The organism is Streptomyces sp. NRRL S-378 (assembly GCF_000720645.1).
Classification (GTDB): Bacteria; Actinomycetota; Actinomycetes; order Streptomycetales; family Streptomycetaceae; genus Streptomyces.
This window is the reverse complement of record NZ_JOBX01000007.1, coordinates 145,661-163,828: the sequence shown is the minus strand read 5'-3', so window position 1 is coordinate 163,828 and position 18,168 is coordinate 145,661. Positions and strand designations below refer to the sequence as shown.

At 72.4% G+C, this 18,168-nt stretch carries 16 protein-coding genes; 4 read left to right on the top strand and 12 right to left on the bottom strand.

Translation table 11 applies throughout. The annotated features are described in order from the left end of the window. Positions 1-144 precede the first annotated feature (144 nt). From IH80_RS41885 to rimP, 3 genes are all read right to left on the bottom strand, one after another. Positions 145-432: a YlxR family protein gene (locus IH80_RS41885; protein WP_078906362.1), complete on the bottom strand. Its 288-nt coding sequence runs from the start codon at positions 430-432 to the stop codon at positions 145-147. A 147-nt stretch (positions 433-579) separates the two neighbouring features. Next, entirely contained in the window at positions 580-1,590 is a 1,011-nt protein-coding gene (gene nusA / locus IH80_RS0107295) for a transcription termination factor NusA (protein ID WP_030844386.1), read from the bottom strand. Between the two features lie 2 nt (positions 1,591-1,592). Next, on the bottom strand, positions 1,593-2,105 hold the full coding sequence (gene rimP / locus IH80_RS0107290) for a ribosome maturation factor RimP (RefSeq protein ID WP_030958645.1): 513 nt from the start codon (positions 2,103-2,105) through the stop codon (positions 1,593-1,595). A gap of 250 nt (positions 2,106-2,355) precedes the next feature. Here rimP and IH80_RS0107285 point away from each other — a divergent pair, with 250 nt between their 5' ends. From IH80_RS0107285 to IH80_RS0107270, 4 genes are all read left to right on the top strand, one after another. Further along, positions 2,356-2,826 (top strand): hypothetical protein, encoded by a 471-nt coding sequence (locus IH80_RS0107285; RefSeq protein ID WP_234432146.1) that lies wholly within the window; start codon positions 2,356-2,358, stop codon positions 2,824-2,826. Further along, the gene (locus IH80_RS0107280; protein ID WP_030958642.1) at positions 2,823-3,263 is read left to right on the top strand and encodes a ferritin-like domain-containing protein; all 441 of its coding nucleotides are present in this window, start codon (positions 2,823-2,825) and stop codon (positions 3,261-3,263) included. The genes IH80_RS0107285 and IH80_RS0107280 overlap by 4 nt, the downstream gene beginning before the upstream one ends. Positions 3,264-3,297: 34 nt before the next feature. Next, entirely contained in the window at positions 3,298-4,200 is a 903-nt protein-coding gene (locus tag IH80_RS0107275; protein ID WP_030958641.1) for an aminoglycoside phosphotransferase family protein, read from the top strand. A 128-nt stretch (positions 4,201-4,328) separates the two neighbouring features. Then, positions 4,329-5,297: a slipin family protein gene (locus IH80_RS0107270; RefSeq protein WP_078906360.1), complete on the top strand. Its 969-nt coding sequence runs from the start codon at positions 4,329-4,331 to the stop codon at positions 5,295-5,297. A 168-nt stretch (positions 5,298-5,465) separates the two neighbouring features. Here the strand turns inward: IH80_RS0107270 and IH80_RS0107265 are convergent, their stop codons facing one another. From IH80_RS0107265 to IH80_RS0107225, 9 genes are all read right to left on the bottom strand, one after another. Then, on the bottom strand, positions 5,466-7,175 hold the full coding sequence (locus IH80_RS0107265) for a proline--tRNA ligase (RefSeq protein ID WP_030958637.1): 1,710 nt from the start codon (positions 7,173-7,175) through the stop codon (positions 5,466-5,468). Positions 7,176-7,218: 43 nt separating this feature from the next. Further along, positions 7,219-7,761: a GNAT family N-acetyltransferase gene (locus IH80_RS0107260; RefSeq protein WP_030958636.1), complete on the bottom strand. Its 543-nt coding sequence runs from the start codon at positions 7,759-7,761 to the stop codon at positions 7,219-7,221. Positions 7,762-7,823: 62 nt separating this feature from the next. Then, on the bottom strand, positions 7,824-8,669 hold the full coding sequence (locus tag IH80_RS0107255) for a GNAT family N-acetyltransferase (protein ID WP_199819224.1): 846 nt from the start codon (positions 8,667-8,669) through the stop codon (positions 7,824-7,826). Between the two features lie 154 nt (positions 8,670-8,823). Next, positions 8,824-9,981, bottom strand: a complete 1,158-nt coding sequence (ispG, locus tag IH80_RS0107250) for a flavodoxin-dependent (E)-4-hydroxy-3-methylbut-2-enyl-diphosphate synthase (protein WP_030958632.1) — start codon at positions 9,979-9,981, stop codon at positions 8,824-8,826. A gap of 175 nt (positions 9,982-10,156) precedes the next feature. Next, entirely contained in the window at positions 10,157-11,458 is a 1,302-nt protein-coding gene (locus IH80_RS0107245; protein ID WP_030958630.1) for a M50 family metallopeptidase, read from the bottom strand. Then, on the bottom strand, positions 11,455-12,708 hold the full coding sequence (dxr, locus tag IH80_RS0107240; RefSeq protein ID WP_030958629.1) for a 1-deoxy-D-xylulose-5-phosphate reductoisomerase: 1,254 nt from the start codon (positions 12,706-12,708) through the stop codon (positions 11,455-11,457). Before dxr ends, IH80_RS0107245 begins: the two co-directional genes overlap by 4 nt. Before the next feature lie 20 nt (positions 12,709-12,728). After that, positions 12,729-14,057, bottom strand: coding sequence for a hypothetical protein (locus tag IH80_RS0107235; protein WP_030958628.1), 1,329 nt, complete (start codon positions 14,055-14,057; stop codon positions 12,729-12,731). Positions 14,058-14,153: 96 nt separating this feature from the next. Beyond that, positions 14,154-16,112: an acyl-CoA dehydrogenase family protein gene (locus IH80_RS0107230; protein WP_030958626.1), complete on the bottom strand. Its 1,959-nt coding sequence runs from the start codon at positions 16,110-16,112 to the stop codon at positions 14,154-14,156. A 584-nt stretch (positions 16,113-16,696) separates the two neighbouring features. After that, on the bottom strand, positions 16,697-18,142 hold the full coding sequence (locus IH80_RS0107225) for an aldehyde dehydrogenase family protein (RefSeq protein ID WP_030958624.1): 1,446 nt from the start codon (positions 18,140-18,142) through the stop codon (positions 16,697-16,699). Positions 18,143-18,168: the final 26 nt, after the last annotated feature.

The following is an 18,168-nucleotide window of genomic DNA, read 5'->3' as shown; positions in this document are numbered from 1 at the left end:
TCCTTTTAGGTCCGGGTTACGCCGGACCGTCGCTACTTCATGGGCGTACTCATCGCGTACTCATCGAGTGCTCATCGCAATCTCGACCTACTTCCAACTCGCGAGGTACCTGACCGCACGGGGTATCCGTGCCGTACTACTTCTTTACGCTGTGGTCCCGGCTTTCCCGGCCACGGCATTGCGCAGATCCGTCGTGTCGAGCGCTCCGGCGGACCGTAGGGCCCGGGGGAACGCCCGGCGGCGGACCGCCTGGTCGAGACAGACCACGGCGGGGTGCAGGTACGCACCCCGGCCGGGCAGCGTACCGCGAGGATCGGGGACGCATTCGTCCTCGATCGCCACGATCCGCAGCAGATCGCTCTTGGCCGCTCGCTCCCGACACCCCACACAGGTGCGTTCGGGGCGTGCGCGGGCTTGCGTCCGGCCAGACACGCCTAAGTCTACCTCCCCGCACCGACCTCTCCCCCGACGAGTGCCGGGGGAAAAATCGAACGGCTGTCGTGTTGTCTTGATCCGCTGCCTGGACAGCGGCCGTGTGGAACCTGTCTACCGTCGGGGTAGCCCCGGCCGGTACCGGTTTTATTCCCCGCCCCGGTCCCGGTCCGCGTCCGGGGACACCTCCGTGTCGGGACGGATGTCGATGCGCCAGCCGGTGAGCCGCGCGGCGAGGCGGGCGTTCTGGCCCTCCTTGCCGATGGCCAGGGACAGCTGGTAGTCGGGCACGGTCACCCGGGCGGAGCGGGAGTCCCAGTCGACGACCTCGACCTTGCTCACCCGGGCGGGTGACAGCGCGTTCGCGACCATCTCCGCCGGGTCGTCCGACCAGTCGACGATGTCGATCTTCTCGCCGTGCAGTTCGGCCATCACGTTGCGCACGCGGCTGCCCATCGGGCCGATGCAGGCGCCCTTGGGGTTCAGGCCCGAACGGGTGGACCGGACGGCGATCTTGGTGCGGTGACCGGCCTCACGGGCGATGGCCGAGATCTCGACGCTGCCGTCGGCGATCTCCGGGACCTCCAGCGAGAACAGCTTCTTCACCAGGTTCGGGTGGGTGCGCGAAAGGGTCACGGACGGGCCGCGGACACCCTTCGCCACGCGCACGACGTACGCCTTCAGGCGCAGGCCGTGCGGGTACTCCTCGCCGGGAACCTGCTCCTGCACCGGCAGGATGGCCTCCAGCTTGCCGATGTCGACGAGGACGTTCTTGGGGTCCTTGCCCTGCTGCACGACGCCGGTGATGACGTCGCCCTCACGGCCGGCGAACTCACCGAAGGTCAGGTCGTCCTCGGCGTCGCGCAGACGCTGCAGGATCACCTGCTTGGCGGTCGTCGCGGCGATCCGGCCGAAGTCCGACGGCGTGTCGTCGAACTCCTTGGGCTCCTGGCCCTCTTCGAGATCTCTCGGGTCTTCCGTCGCCCACACGACCACGTGACCGTTGGTGCGGTCCAGCACGACGCGGGCGCGGCGGAAGCTCCCCTCGGTCCGGTGGTACGCGATGAGGAGGGCCGACTCGATCGCCTCGACGAGCAGGTCGAAGGAGATCTCCTTCTCCCGGACCAGACCCCGCAGGGCACTCATGTCGATGTCCACGGCTACGCCTCCTCTTCCTTCTTGTCCTTGCGGTTGAACTCGATCTCGACACGCGCCTTGGCGATGTCGGTGAAAGCAATGCGGCGGGCGGTCGCCTTGCGGCCCTTCACGCCCGGTACTTCGAGGTCCATGCCCTCGTCGTCGACGTCGAGGATGCGGGCGACCAGTTCCCCGGCACCCTTCCCGTCCTCGGCGGACAGCTGGAACTTCACGAGACGGCCGATGGCCCGCACGTAGTGGCGGTGCTCGGTCAGCGGGCGGTCCGCGCCCGGCGAACTCACCTCGAGGACGTACTCGTCCTCGCCCATCACGTCGGATTCGTCGAGCTTGTCGGAGACCTCACGGCTCAGCTCGGCACACGCGTCCAGTTCCACGCCCTCGTCGGAGTCCACGATGATCCGCAGCATCCGGCGCTTGCCCGCGCGCGACAGCTCGATCTCTTCGAGGTCCAGGCCCTTGGCGGCGACGAGCGGCTCCAGCAGTCCGCGCAGCCTGTCGCTCTGGGTGGTGCTCATCCGGGTGACTCCTCGGCCGCGTGTGCTGTTGTGGTTTCCGTCGTGTGTCAGGTCAAAGGGTATCCGGTGTCGGAGGGTGTTGCCGTCCGCCCTGCGAGGAGGGCCCCGGGTACCGTGATCAGGCCTTGCCCCGCTCACCAGCCCCGTCATCACCCCGGAGGTCGTCGCCGTGCCCTGGACCCTGCCTTCGAGACCTCCGAGACCTTCGCGCAGGAGCCTGCTCGCCGGTGCCGCCGGCGCGGCCGGTGCCGTGCTGCTGACCGGGTGCACCGACGGCCGCCCGAAGGCGACCGATCCGGCGATTTCACTCGAACGGCGGATGCGGGAGGCGGCCGTTCGTGACAGCGCCCGACTGCTGGAACGTTACGACAGTACCGCCGCCGCCCATCCGGCCCTGGCCGGACGGCTCGCCCCGCTGCGCGTCGCCGTCGCCGCGCACGTGTCCGCCCTGTCGCCCGCCGCGCCGGGTGCGCCGTCCCCCTCGGCGTCACCGTCCGGCGGTACGGGGGCCGCCGCGCCCGCGGCGAGCGGCGAGCCGGTGCCCGCGAAGCCCGAGGAAGCCCTGACGGCCCTCGCCGACGCCGAGCGGAGCCTGTCCGAGGCCCGGACCATCGACCTGGCCGGCGCGCCGGCGGAGCTGGCCCGGATGCTGGCCTCGGTGGCCGCCTGCGGCGCCGTGCACGTGTATCTGCTGACCTCGACTCCCGGAGCCAAGCCGTGAAGCCCGAACCCTCCCCCGCCGGACGGGCCCTGGAGGCCGCCCAGGCAGCCCTCGCCGCCGAGCACGCGGCCGCGTACGGGTACGGGGTGATCGGCGCGCGGACCGCCGGCGCCCGCGCCACGGAGGCTCGGGAGGCGTACGGCGGCCACCTCGCGCGGCGGGACGCGCTGGCCCGGACCGTGCGGGAGCTGGGCGGCGCACCGCGGCCCTCGGAGGCCGCGTACGCCCTGCCGTTCGAGGTGCGCAGCCCGGCCGACGCCGAGCGGCTGGCCGCGGTGATCGAGGACCGGGTGGCCGGCGCGTACTCCGATCTGGTGCGGGCGGCGGAGGGCCCGCTGCGCCGCGAGGCTGCCGACGCGCTGAGCGCCGCGGCCGTGCGCGCGGCACGCTGGCGCGGTGTCGGCGTAGCCTTCCCTGGGCTCACGGAACGCGCATAGCGAGCCCTCACCAGCTGAAAGGGACCACCCACGCATGGCTTTCGAACCGCCGGAGCGGCTTGTACGGGCGCTCGGCGAGATGCCGGAGACGGCGCAGGACGCGGACTGGCTGGGGCAGTTGCCCGGGCTCACCGAGGCCGCGCTGTCCCGGCGGGGCGTACGGGCCCAGCGGGTGCAGGCCCCGGGCGGCCGCAGCAGTCTGGTCGTCCTCGTCACCTACGCGGACGGGACGCCGGCCGCGCTGAAACTGGCGCCCCCGCACGCCCGGCCCGACCGGGAACTGGCCGCGCTGGCGCACTGGGGCGGTTTCGGCGCCGTACGGGTCCTCGACACGCGGCACCACGAGGAGGACGGGGCGCTGCTGCTGGAACGCCTGCACCCGGAGGTGTCGCTGCGGTCCCTGCCCGAGGCGAAGGCGCTGCTGGAGGCGAGCGGCACGCTGCGCCGGCTGTGGGTGGCCCCGCCGGCCGGGCACGGCTGGGAGACGGTGGCCGAACGGACCGGGCGCCAGTCGGAGGCGCTGCGGGCGGCCCCGGCGGAGGCCCGGTCGCTGGCCGAGACCGCTCTGGCGTTGCGGGCGGAGCTGGTGGCGGCCCCGCCGGAGGAGCTGCTGCTGCACGGGAACTTCCGGCAGGGCAAGGTACTGGCGGGCGAGCGGGCGCCCTGGCTGACGGTGGGCCCCGATCCGCTCGTCGGCGAGCGGGCGTACGACCTGGCGCGGCTGGTCCGGGACCGGCTGGAGGACCAGATGGCCTCCTCGGCCGGCGCGGCGGGCGCCCGGCGCCGGGTGAACAAGCTGGCGGACGCGCTGGACGTGGACCGGGACCGGCTGCGGGGCTGGACGCTCTTCCGGGCGGTGGAGTCGGGCAACCGGGCCCTGGCCGCCGGACGCCGCCGGGACGCGGAGCTGCTGCTGGAGTTCGCGGCCTGGCTGTAGAGGGGGTGGCGGGCCGCTCGGGCGGGCCCGCGGCGCCCGGCGCCGCGCCTCGTCCCGGTCCGCCCTGATCGACCTGGCACGAAGTGGGGCATACCGTAGATAGGAAGGTATGTCCGGCAGGGGGCGCCATGGTCGAGGAACTGCTGACGGCAGTGGTCGCCGCGGGTGTGGGCGCCCTGGTCTACATGGGCGCCGCGGCCCGGGTGGTGAAGCAGTACGAGCGCGGCCTGGTCTTCCGCTTCGGCAGGCTGCGGGAGGAGATACGGCCTCCCGGCTTCACGGTGATCGTTCCCGTGATCGACCGGCTCCGCAAGGTGAACATGCAGATCGTGACGCTGCCCGTGCCCGCGCAGGAGGGCATCACCCGGGACAACGTCACGGTGCGGGTGGACGCGGTCGTGTACTTCAAGGTCGTCGACCCGGCGAGTGCGATCGTGGCGGTGGAGGACTACCGCTTCGCCGTCTCGCAGATGGCGCAGACCTCGCTGAGGTCCATCATCGGCAAGTCCGACCTGGACGACCTGCTGTCCAACCGGGAGATGCTCAACCAGGGCCTGGAGCTGATGATCGACAGCCCGGCGGTGGGCTGGGGGGTGCAGATCGACCGGGTCGAGATCAAGGACGTGTCCCTGCCGGAGACGATGAAGCGGTCGATGGCCCGGCAGGCGGAGGCCGACCGTGAGCGCCGGGCCCGCGTGATCAATGCGGACGCGGAGCTGCAGGCCTCGCACAAGCTCGCCGAGGCGGCGGAGGTCATGTCGGAGCAGCCGGCCGCGCTCCAACTGCGCCTGCTGCACACGATCGTGGCGGTCGCCGCCGAGAAGAACTCCACGCTGGTGCTGCCGTTCCCGGTGGAGCTGCTGCGCTTCCTGGAGCGCGCCGCGCCACCGCCTCCGGCGGCGGCCGCGCGGGAGGACCCGGCCCCGGCCGGCCCGGCTTCCGAAGGCCCCGGGCCGGCCGAGGTCGACACCGCTGCGGAGCCGGCCGCGGTCGACGCCGCGAGGGCGGACGGGGCGGCGGCTCTCGACCGGGCGGCGCAGGAGCCGGCCCTCGAGGCCCCGGAGCCGACGCCGCTGCCGGACGAGTCGCCGCCGTAGCCGTCCAGGACCCGGCCCCGGCCGGCCCGGCTTCCGAAGGCCCCGGGCCTGCCGGGGTCGGCATCACTGCTCCGGGCCCCGGTCCGGACGGCGTACCGCTGGCGCGGGGCCCGCTCCCGGTCCCGCCCTGTCCTCCGTTCCCCGGGGCTCCGCCCCGGACCCCGCGCCTCAGACGCCGGCGGAGCCGGAGAGGCGCGCGAGGGCCTCGGGCAGGGGGAGTTCCTCGCGGGTGCCCGTGGCGCGGTTCTGGAGTTCGACCACGCCATCGGCCGATCGGCGGCCCGCCACCAGGATCCACGGCACGCCCATCAGCTCCGCGTCCGTGAGCTTCACGCCCGGGGAGAGGCCCGGGCGGTCGTCCAGCAGGACCCGGAGACCGGAGCCCGCCAGGGCCGCGGCCGCCTCCTCCGCCAGGGCCAGCGGCACCGCCTTGCCCGCCGCCACCACGTGGACGTCGGCCGGCGCCACCGCCGCCGGCCAGCACAGCCCGCGCTCGTCGGCGGTCTGCTCGGCCAGGGCCGCTACCGCGCGGGAGACGCCGATGCCGTAGGAGCCCATCGTGACCCGGACCGGCTTGCCCTCGCGGCCCAGCACGTCCAGCCCGAAGGCGTCCGCGTACTTGCGGCCGAGCTGGAAGATGTGGCCGATCTCGATGGCCCGGTCGAGCCGCAGGCCCGCGCCGCAGGAGGGGCAGGGGTCGCCCGGCTCCACGACCACCACGTCCAGGTACTGGTCCACCTCGAAGTCGCGGCCGCACACCACGTTGCGGGCGTGCGTGTCGGCCTTGTTGGCCCCGGTCACCCAGGCGGTGCCTGGCGCGACCCGCGGGTCGGCCAGGTAGCGGACCTTCTCCAGGCCCTGCGGGCCCACGTAGCCGCGTACGAGGTCGGGCCGGTCCGTGAAGTCCTCGGCCGTGACCAGCTCGACGACGGCGGGGGCCAGGTGCTCGCCCAGCTTGCCGAGGTCCACCTCCCGGTCCCCGGGCACGCCCACGGCGACGATCTCGCCGTCGACCTTCACCAGGAGGTTCTTCAGCGTCGCCGAGGCGGGGACCCCGAGGTGCGCCGCCAGGGTCTCGATCGTCGGGGTGTCAGGGGTGTCCACCTCCTCCAGCGGCGGGTGCTCCGCGGACACGGGGGTCAGCGCGAAGGTCACGGCCTCCGTGTTGGCGGCGTAGTCGCAGGAGGGGCAGTCCACGAAGGTGTCCTCGCCCGCCCCGGCCGGGGCCAGGAACTCCTCGGACGCCGACCCGCCCATCGCCCCCGACACCGCGGAGACGATCCGGTGGTCCAGGCCCAGCCGCTCGAAGATGCGGACGTAGGCCTCGCGGTGGAGGCGGTAGGACTCCTCCAGCCCCTCGTCGGACACGTCGAAGGAGTAGGAGTCCTTCATCTGGAACTCGCGGCCGCGCAGCACGCCGGACCGGGGCCGGGCCTCGTCGCGGTACTTCGTCTGGATCTGGTACAGCATGACCGGAAGGTCCTTGTACGAGGTGCACTGGTCCTTCACCACCAGGGTGAAGATCTCCTCGTGGGTGGGGCCGAGCAGGTAGTCGGCGCCCTTGCGGTCCCGGAGCCGGAAGAGCAGGTCGCCGTATTCCGACCAGCGCCCGCTGACCTCGTACGGCTCCTTCGGCAGCAGGGCCGGCAGCAGCACCTCCTGGGCGCCGATGGCGTCCATCTCCTCGCGGACGACGCGGCTGACGTTGTCCAGGACCCGCTTGCCGAGCGGCAGCCATGTCCACACCCCGGCCGAGCTGCGCCGGACGTATCCGGCCCGGACCAGGAGCCGGTGGCTGAGGGTTTCGGCGTCGGCCGGGTCCTCGCGGAGGGTCTTGGCCATGAGACGGGACATGCGCTGTACGTGATGTGTGGACATGCCGGGAGGTTACCGGGGCGCCGTCGGGCCCCGGTAACCCGTTTCAGGGCCTGGTCAGGGGCAGGGGGGCGCCCATGACGGCGTACGGGAGGCTCGCGCTCGGGAAGTGCACCTGGCGGGCGAGGTCGACGTAGCCGAGGGCCCGGTAGAGGCCGCGGGCGGGGCTCTCGGTGTCGATGGCGGAGAGGATCGAGCGCGGCTCGGACGCCGCGTCGGTGAGGGTGGTGATCAGGGCGCGGCCGACGCCGTGGCCCTGGAAGCCGGGGTGGACGTGCAGTTCGGTGATGACGAAGGAACCGTCGAGCCAGTCCTCGTGCCCGCCGGCCCGCAGGTAGGGCTCGACGATGGTGGACCACCAGTGGGTGCGGTCGTTCGGCATGCCGTACACGAATCCGGTGAGCGCGCCGTCCTCGGCGAAGGCCCCGAGGGCGCGGGCGCCCTTGCAGGTCATGTGGCGCTGGACGATGTAGCGCCGGATGCCGACCTCCTCCTCGCTGAGGCCGAAGGCGACGGCCTGCACGCGCAGGGCCTCGTCCACGCGGCCGGCGAGGTCGAGGGGGCCGATACGGACTCCGGAAGGCAGCATGCGCTGACCCTACTTCGCGGTAAGGGTGCGCCGGAATGCCGCAGCCCGAGTCTCCTGACGGTTCAGAACAGCACGCTCATGAACGCGCCGACCTCACGGAAGCCCACGCGTCGGTAGGCGGCCCGCGCCGCGGTGTTGAAGTCGTTCACGTAGAGGCTGACCACGGGCGCCACGTCGCGCAGCGCGTACTCGACGACGGCGGCCATCCCGGTCTCGGAGTGCCCGCGGCCGCGGAACTCGGGGGCCACCCAGACGCCCTGGATCTGGCAGGCGCGGGACGTGGCGGCGCCGATCTCCGCCTTGAAGACGATCTTGTCGTCCTCGACGCGGGCGAAGGAGCGGCCGCCGGCGACGAGCTCGGCGACGCGGGCCTGGTACAGCAGGCCGCCGTCGCCGGCCATCGGCGAGACGCCGACCTCCTCGGTGAACATGGCCACGCAGGCGGGCATGATCAGGTCCATCTCGTTCTTGCGGATCCGGCGGACCTGCGGATCCGCCTCGACCGTGGTGGACGGACGGTCGATGACCATGAGGGGCTGGTGGGCGCGGACCTCGCGGGCCGGGCCCCAACTGGGCTCCAGCAGCTGCCACAGCAGCCGGGTGGGCGCGGCCGGGCCGACGATGGAGGAGCAGCGGCGGCCGGTGCGGCGGGCCCGGTCGGCGAAGGCGCGTACGGCGTCGGGCTCGGCGCAGACGGGGACGAGGTTGGCTCCGGCGTAGCAGAGGGAGCGGAGCTCGCCGTCGGCGTACCAGCCCCACATCTCGCCGCCCAGGCGCCACGGGTCGAGTCCGGCGACCTGGACCCGGGAGGTGACGAAGGCGTTCTCGACCGGCTCGCGTCCGAGGATGTCGAGCGCGGCGTCGAGATCACTGGGCTCAAGGACCCGGGTGGTGGTCTGCGTCAACACTGGGGCCTCACCGTGCAAGTCTGCTGATCTCCGCACTGTACCCGGCGGCGCCCGGCGATGCCGCGTTCGCAGGTCACGAAAAGGCCCCGGCCCCGCTCCCGAACTGCGGGAACGGGGCCGGGGCCACGTGCGGGGCGGGGCGGGCCGGGAAGGGTCAGACGCCGATGGCGACGGTGGGCTCGCCGCTGGCGATGCCGTCGGCCTCCATCTGGGCCGCGATCTTCATCGCCTCTTCGATGAGGGTCTCGACGATCTTCGACTCGGGGACGGTCTTGATGACCTCGCCCTTCACGAAGATCTGGCCCTTTCCGTTGCCGGAGGCGACGCCGAGGTCGGCCTCACGGGCCTCGCCGGGGCCGTTGACGACGCAGCCCATGACGGCGACGCGCAGCGGGACCTCCATGCCCTCCAGGCCCGCCGTGACCTCCTCGGCCAGCTTGTAGACGTCGACCTGGGCGCGGCCGCAGGACGGGCAGGAGACGATCTCCAGGCGGCGCGGCTTGAGGTTCAGCGACTCCAGGATCTGGATGCCGACCTTGACCTCTTCCGCCGGCGGGGCGGAGAGGGAGACGCGGATGGTGTCGCCGATGCCCTCGGAGAGCAGGGCGCCGAAGGCGACGGCGGACTTGATGGTGCCCTGGAAGGCCGGTCCGGCCTCGGTGACGCCCAGGTGCAGCGGGTAGTCGCAGGCGGCGGCGAGCTGGCGGTAGGCGTTGACCATGACGACCGGGTCGTTGTGCTTGACCGAGATCTTGATGTCGCCGAAGCCGTGCTCCTCGAAGAGGGAGGCCTCCCACAGGGCGGACTCCACCAGCGCCTCGGGGGTGGCCTTGCCGTACTTCTTGAGCAGGCGGGCGTCGAGGGAGCCGGCGTTCACACCGATGCGGATCGGCGTGCGCGTCTCGTTCGCGGCCTTCGCGATCTCCTTGACCTTGTCGTCGAACTGCTTGATGTTGCCCGGGTTCACGCGGACCGCGGCGCAGCCGGCGTCGATCGCGGCGAACACGTACTTCGGCTGGAAGTGGATGTCGGCGATGACCGGGATCTGCGACTTCTTGGCGATCACGGCGAGCGCGTCGGCGTCGTCCTGGGTCGGGCACGCCACGCGGACGATGTCGCAGCCGGAGGCGGTGAGCTCGGCGATCTGCTGGAGCGTCGCCCCGATGTCGGAGGTCCTGGTGGTGGTCATCGACTGCACGGAGATCTGTGAGTCGCCGCCGACGGCCACCTTGCCGACCTGGATCTTGCGGCTGACCCTGCGGTCGGCAAGCTTCGTCGGCACGGCCGGCATTCCGAGAGAGATGGCAGTCATCTGCTGTGCAACCCCAAGGTGTGGATCAAGGTCCCGAGATCGGCGGGCTCCAGGCTTCGAGATTACGCCAACCCGGGCGCGGGCCGTGCATCCGAGGGGGTGCGCCACCCGAACGTAGGGAGCCGGGCACGATCCGTGCCCGGCTCCGGTACGACGGGGGTATGCCCCCCGCGCACTAGGTGATCTTGATCGGGTTCACCACGTCCGCGACCATCACCAGCAGGGTGAAGCAGATGAACAGGCCCGCGACCACGTACGCGACGGGCATCAGCTTCGCCACGTCGAACGGGCCGGGGTCGGGGCGGCGGAAGATCCGTGCGACGCCCCGCCGGAGGGACTCCCACAGGGCGCCGGCGATGTGCCCGCCGTCGAGCGGGAGCAGCGGCAGCATGTTGAAGAGGAACAGCGAGAGGTTGAAGCCGGCCAGCAGGTTGAGGAAGAACACCAGCTGGTGCTGGGCTGGGATGTCGAGGGTGAAGATCTCCCCGCTGACGCGAGCCGCGCCGACGACGCCCATCGGGCTGTCCTGCTTGCGCTCGGCCCCGTTGAAGGCCGCGTTCCACAGGTCCGGGACCTTCGACGGCAGGGCGACCAGCGACTGCACGCCGGCCTCCATCATCTCGCCCATGCGCTCGGCGGACTGACCGAAGGACTGCGGTACGTAGCCGGAGGCGGGCGCGAAGCCGAGGAAGCCTGCGGTGACGTACTCGTCCTTGACGTACTTGCCGCTGCCGTCCGTCTTGGCGACCTTGTTCTCGATCAGGTTCGCCTTGAGGTCGAGGCGCTCGCCGGCCCGGACCACGGTGATCGTGGCGGGCCCGACGGTGGCCCGGATGTCCTTCTGGAGGGCGGACCAGTCGTCGACGGGGCGGCCGTTGAAGGCGACGATCTTGTCGCCCGCCTTGAGGCCGGCGGCCCTGGCCGGTGCGGCCGGGTCGCCCGGCTGGCACTTGTCGCGCTTCTCGCTCTGCTGGATGACGCAGTCCGAGACGGTGGCGACCGACGTGGTCTGGGTGTTCAGCCCGAAGGTCATCAGGGTGGTGAGGAAGATCGCCACGGCCAGGACCAGGTTCATGAACGGGCCCGCGAACATCACGATCACGCGTTTCCACGGCTTGCGCGTGTAGAAGAGCCGGGTCTCGTCGCCGGGCTGGAGCTCCTCGTAAGCCGCCGAACGCGCGTCCTCGATCATCGACCGGAACGGCGAGGTGGACCGGGCGGTGACCTTGCCGTCCTCGCCGGGCGGGAACATCCCGATCATGCGGATGTAGCCGCCCATGGGGATGGCCTTGATCCCGTACTCGGTCTCGCCCTTCCTCCGCGACCAGATGGTCGGGCCGAAGCCCACCATGTACTGCGGCACGCGAATGCCGAACAGCTTGGCCGTGGAGAGGTGCCCCAGCTCGTGCCACGCGATGGAGACCAGCAGGCCGACCGCGAAGATCACGATTCCGAGCACCGTCATCAGAAGTGTCATGCGCGCGCCTCCGCGGCGGCCCGAGCCGCCATCTCCCGCGCCCGGGCCCTGGCCCAGGCCTCTGCTTCAAGGACGTCCTGGACGGTCAGGGAGGTTCCCGACTCCGGCGTCCCGTGCTCGTCGACCACGGCAGAGACCGTATCCATGATTGCTGTGAACGGCAGCCGACCGGCCAGGAACGCCTCGACGCACTCCTCGTTCGCCGCGTTGAAAACGGCCGGGGCGGTGCCGCCGAGGGCGCCCACGTGCCGGGCGATGCCAACGGAGGGGAAGGCCTCGGTGTCCAGCGGGAAGAATTCCCAGGTGGAGGCCTTGGTCCAGTCGAATGCGGGGGCCGCGTCCGGGATCCGCTGGGGCCAGCCGAGGCCGATCGCGATGGGGCCGCGCATGTCCGGCGGGGTGGCCTGGGCGAGCGTGGAGCCGTCGCTGAACTCCACCATCGAGTGCACGTACGACTGGGGGTGGACCACGACCTCGATCTGCTCGAACGGGATGTCGTAGAGCAGGTGGGCCTCGATGACCTCCAGGCCCTTGTTGACCAGGGTCGCCGAGTTGACGGTGATCACCGGGCCCATCGCCCAGGTCGGGTGGGCGAGCGCGTCCTCGACGGTGACCTTCGCGAGCTCGGCCCGGGTGCGGCCGCGGAAGGGGCCGCCGGAGGCGGTCACCACGAGCTTGCGCACGTCGGCGCGGGTGCCGGCGGCCAGCGCCTGGAAGAGCGCCGCGTGCTCGGAGTCCACGGGGATGATCTGGCCGGGCTGCGCGAGGGCCTTGACCAGCGGGCCGCCGACGATCAGCGACTCCTTGTTGGCCAGGGCCAGGGTGCGGCCCGCCCGGAGGGCGGCGAGGGTCGGCGCGAGGCCGATGGAGCCGGTGATGCCGTTGAGGACGGTGTGGCACGGGGAGGCGGCGAGTTCGGTCGCGGCGTCCGGCCCGGCGAGGATCTCGGGCAGCGTCTCGCCCGGACCGTACTGGGCGCTCAGCGCCTCCTTCAGGGCCGGTACGACGTCCTCGCGGGCGACGGCCACCTTCCCCACGCGCAGCAGCCGGGCCTGCTCGGCCAGCAGCGCCACCCGGCCGCCGGCGGCGGACAGGGCGGTGACCCGGAACCGGTCCGGGTTGCGCAGCGCGAGGTCGATGGCCTGGGTGCCGATGGAGCCGGTGGACCCGAGGATCACGATGTCCCGGCGGCCGGCCGCGGCATCGAAGAGGAGGTGCGGGTCGGCGAGGGGGGCTGGACGGTCGCTCATGCCCCCATTGTTGCCGCAAGTCAGGGACGGCCCGACACGGAGCCCCCTTCCGTGACCCGCAGGAGGAGGTGCGGGAGCGTTCCGGCGAAGTCGGGGAGCGTCCGGGCGGTGCGCCACCATGCCTCCGGGTCCTCCCCGAGGGCGACGGTGAGCAGCCGGTACGCCTCGGCATGGGCGGCGAGGACGGCGTCCGGGTGGTCGTGCCGGTCGGGGTGGTCCACGTCGCCGAGCCAGTGGTCCTCGTCGAGGGCCCAGCAGGCCGGCAGCTTGTGCCGGATCACGTCGATGCCGGTGATCAGGCCGCGGTCGAGGCAGTCGCGCACCCAGCGGATGTCCTCCTCCACGCTCTCCATGGGCACGGCGAGGCTCGCGAGGGCCAGTTCGCGCTCCACGTCCCCGGAGGGCTCGGCGGCGGTCGGGGCGAGGTGGCGCACGGCGGGGACGAGGCCGGGGCCCGGCTCCCCCGCGCCGTCCGGTCCGGGCAGGCTCCCGTCGACGACGCCGGCCACCAGCCCGGGCAGCGGGCCGGGGTGGCCTGGGGCGTGCCGCAGCAGCTCCGCCCACAGGCGCGGGTCGTCGCCCAGCGGGCGCAGGGCCCGCATCACGGCGGTCTGCATGCCGGCCTGTTCGGGCAGGGTCCAGCGCAGGGAGCGGCGCCGGGGCAGGTGGCCGAGGAGCAGGGTGTGGCGGGCGGGGGCGACGTGGGCGACGAGTTCCTCGTGCGTGAGGCGGCCCATCCGTACGGCGCGGACGGCGGGCCGGTGCCAGGTGCGGCCGTCGGCCGCCGCCGCGGCGGTGGAGAGCAGCCCGTGGACGGTCTCGCGGGGCAGGTCGGCGACGAGCAGCAGGGCCTCGACGGATCCGGCGGGCAGCGGCCGGCGGGCGTGCTCGGCGAGCAGCAGCGCGGGATCCGCCGCATGGGGCAGCGCCAGGACGTCCAGGGGGACGCGTGGTCCGCGGCGGCCGTGGCGGCGCAGCAGCACGATCAGCTCGGCGGCGGTGAGGGGTTCCGCTTCGGGGTCCCGGCCGAGCTCGGCGCGGAGCACGGGCAGGAGCTCGGGCGGGGTGCGGCGGCGGGCGTAGCGGGCGGGTCCGGGCAGGCCGGGCAGCGGCCGGCCCACGACGCGGGGGTTGCGGGCGATGTAGCCGCGGTCGGCCGCGCTCCCGTGGCGCAGCAGCAGGGTGACCGTCGAGGCCGCCAGCCATTCGTCGCGGCAGAGGTATTTGAGGGTCGGCCGGTCGAGCCGGCGGGTCGTGTCGATGACGACGTGGTCCGGTGCGTGGCGCAGCAAGTGCGCCACGCACCAGGCCAGCCGTCGGCTGGTGCGGTCCTGCTCGGCCGTCGACATCGTTCTCGTCCGCCTCGTGCTGTGCGCGTACGCGTGCCGGGTCCGCACGCGTACTCATCCTCGTACGTCTGTCCGACGTGCGGCGATGATCGCAGGTCAGCGGATGGGGCGGTGTACGTTTTTCCGGTTCGAGGGTCCGGGTGCGGCGTCGGCGATCCAGGGGCCGTCGCCGGAGGGGTCGAGCACGCCCTCCTCCAGCCAGGCGTAGGTCCCGGACAGGACGCCTGCGACCACCTTGCGGTCGAGGTCGTCGGTGTTGGACCAGAGCCGGCCGAACAGCTCCTCGACGCGCAGCCGGGACTGCTCGCAGAAGGCGTCGGCGAGCTGGTACGCCTCGCGGCCGTGCTCGCCGGCGGCGCGCAGGTGCTCGGCGCGCACGCAGGCTGCGCTCATCGCGAAGAGTTCGGCGCCGATGTCGACGATCCGGCCCAGGAAGCCCTGCTTGGTCTCCATGCGGCCCTGCCAGCGGGACATCGCGTAGAAGGTGGACCGGGCGAGCTTGCGGGCGCTGCGTTCCACATACCGCAGGTGCGTGGAGAGGTCGGGGTGGCCGCCGGGGTGGAAGGCCCGGTAGGTGCCGGGGACGTGGCCGGGGCCGGTGGCCAGTCTGGGCAGCCAGCGGGCGTAGAACCCGGCGGCGCGGGCGCCGGCCCTGGCCTTGTCGCCGAGTGCCTTGTCGGGGTCGATGAGGTCGCCGGCCACCGACAGGTGGGCGTCGACGGCCTCGCGGGCGATCAGCAGGTGCATGATCTCCGTCGAGCCCTCGAAGATCCGGTTGATGCGCAGGTCTCGCAGCATCTGCTCGGCGGGGACGGCGCGCTCGCCGCGGGCGGCCAGCGACTCGGCGGTCTCGAAGCCGCGCCCGCCGCGGATCTGGACCAGTTCGTCGGCCATCAGACAGGCCATCTCGGAGCCGTAGAGCTTGGCGAGGGCGGCTTCGATGCGGATGTCGTTGCGGTCCTCGTCGGCCATCTGGGAGGCGAGGTCGACGACCGCCTCGAGGGCGAAGGTGGTGGCGGCGATGAAGGAGATCTTGGCGCCGACCGCCTCGTGCTTCGCGACCGGCCGGCCCCACTGCTCGCGTACACCGGACCATTCGCGGGCGATCTTCAGGCACCACTTGCCGGCGCCGACGCACATGGCGGGCAGGGAGAGCCGCCCGGTGTTGAGCGTGGTCAGGGCGATCTTCAGGCCGGCTCCCTCGGCGCCGATGCGCTGGTCGGCGGGGACGCGTACCTGGTGGAATCGGGTGACGCCGTTCTCCAGGCCGCGCAGGCCCATGAAGGCGTTGCGGTGCTCGACGGTGATGCCGGGCGAGTCGGCCTCGACGACGAAGGCGGTGATCCCGCCGCGATGGTTCTCCGACTTCGGGACCCGGGCCATGACCACGAGCAGGTCCGCAACGACCCCGTTGGTGGTCCACAGCTTCACGCCGTCGAGCACGTAGGCATCGTCCCCGTCCGGGACCGCGGTGGTGGCCAGGCGCGCCGGGTCGGAGCCCACGTCGGGTTCGGTGAGCAGGAAGGCGCTGATGGCGGTGGTGGCGCAGCGCGGCAGGTAGGCGTCCTTCTGGGCCTGCGTGCCGAACATCTTGAGCGGCTGGGGCACGCCGATCGACTGGTGGGCGGAGAGCAGGGCCCCGATGGCCGGGCTGACCGAGCCGACGAGGGCGAGCGCCTTGTTGTAGTAGACCTGGGTGAGGCCGAGGCCCCCGTACTTGGGATCGATCTTCATGCCGAGGGCGCCGAGCTCCTTGAGGCCGCGCACGGTCTCGTCGGGGATCTTCGCCTCGCGCTCGATGAGGGCGCCGTCGATGCGGGTCTCACAGAAATCGCGCAACCGGGCGAGGAAGGCCTCGCCCCGGCGGACGTCCTCGTCGGCGGGGAGCGGATGGGGATGGATCAGGTCGAGGCGGAACCGTCCCAGGAAGAGCTCCTTGGCGAAACTGGGTTTGCGCCAGTCCTGCTCCCGGGCCGCTTCCGCGACCTGTCGTGCCTCGCGCTCGGTCACCTTGGGCTGTGTGCCGCTGGGCTGTACGGGCTGTGTTGCGGACATGAGGGGACTCACCTCGCCGCCGGAGTCGGTGTACCGGCCTACTGGCCGGTGCTACCTGTGAGTCGTACCCCGCCCGGCTCCGCGGGAAAAGCCGGGACGGACCAGTCGGGGGAACGGGCCCCGGACGCCCTCGGGGAACGCCCGGCAGGCGCCACCGCCGGGATGCCGCCGACCGGGTGCGTGCGCGCCGCTTTCCTCGTCCGGGCCCACGACCTGGTCGCCGGCCGTTGGACGCCCACCGCCTGGACCGGCACCTCGCCCGGTTCCTCGTCATCGCGTCGGCGGGCGACGGGCAGCCCACCGGGGAACGGCTGCGGGAGGCGTTCCGGGAGGCGGCGTACCCCTGCTCCGGCAGTCGGACGCCGCTCCGCATCGCTGCCTGCCCGGTTGGTCCCCGGCACGGCATCCGTCCTGGACGTGGCGGCGGTCCATTCCCTGCTGCACGGCACGGCCGAACGGCGGTGATGCGTCCGGGGGAACCAGCCGGGATCCTGCTGTTCCCCCGTGTCGGACGGCCTGGGAAAGAAGACGGCCGGAGCCCCCGCACAGTGGGCTCCGGCCGTCGGCTCAATGGCCGTACGAGATCAGATGTCGAGGCCGGTCAGGACCAGGACCCGCTCGTACGTGTAGTCGTCCATCGCGTAGCGGACGCCCTCGCGGCCCACACCGGACTGCTTGACGCCGCCGTACGGCATCTGGTCGGCGCGGTAGGACGGCGCGTCACCGATGATCACGCCGCCGACCTCGAGCTCGCGGTGGGCGCGGAACGCGGTCCGGACGTCGCGGGTGAAGACGCCGGTCTGCAGACCGAACTTCGAGTCGTTCACCGCGGCGAAGGCCTCGTCGGTGTTCTCGACCCGCAGGAGGGTCAGGACCGGGCCGAAGACCTCCTCGGTGGCGAGCTTGACGCCGTCGGGGACGTTCGCGAGGACGGTGGGCTCGTACGAGGCACCCTCGCGCTTGCCCCCGGTGAGCAGCTTGGCGCCGGCGGACACGGCCTCGTCGACCCAGGACTCGACGCGCTGGGCGGCGGCCTCGGAGACGAGCGGGCCGACGTCGGTGGCGTCGTCGTTCGGGTCGCCGGTGACCTGGGCCTGGACCTTCGCGACGACCTTCTCGACGAGGCGGTCGTAGACGGAGGCGTCGGCGATCACGCGCTGCACGGAGATGCAGGACTGGCCGGCCTGGTAGTTCGAGAAGGTCGCGATGCGGGTCGCGGCCCAGTCGAGGTCGGCGTCGGAGGACCAGTCGTCCAGGACCACGGCCGCGGCGTTGCCGCCGAGCTCCAGGGTGCAGTGCTTGTGGGGCACCGACTGCTGGATGGCGTAGCCGACGGTGTCGGAACCGGTGAAGGAGATGACGGGGAGGCGCTCGTCCTTGACCAGGGCGGGCATCTTGTCGTTCGCGACCGGCAGGACCGACCAGGAGCCGGCCGGGAGGTCGGTCTCGGCGAGCAGCTCACCCAGGATCAGGCCGGACAGCGGCGTGGCCGGGGCCGGCTTGAGGATGATCGGCGCGCCGACGGCGATGGCCGGGGCCACCTTGTGGGCGCACAGGTTCAGCGGGAAATTGAACGGCGCGATGCCGAGGACCGGGCCCTTGACGAAGCGCCGGGTCAGCGCGAGACGGCCGACGCCGCCGGCGTCGGTGTCGAGGCGCTGGGCCTCGCCGCCGTTGAAGCGACGGGCCTCCTCCGCGGCGAAGCGGAACACGGACACCGCACGGCCGACCTCACCGCGGGCCCACTTGATGGGCTTGCCGTTCTCGGCGGAGATCAGCTGGGCGATCTCCTCGGTGCGCTCGACGAGCCGCTTGGACACGTGGTCCAGGGCGGCGGCCCGTACGTGGGCGGGGGTCGCGGAGAACTCCGCCGTCACGGCGTACGCCGCGGCCACGGCCTCTTCGACCTGCGCGTCGGTGGGCACGCTGACCGTGCCGACCAGTCGGCCGTCCCACGGGGAGTGGACGTCGAAGCTGTCCTCGCCGGTGGCCTGGCGGCCGGCGAGCCAGAAGGCGTGGGTGGAAGTCATGCGAATCCCGGCCCTTCGGAAGTGTG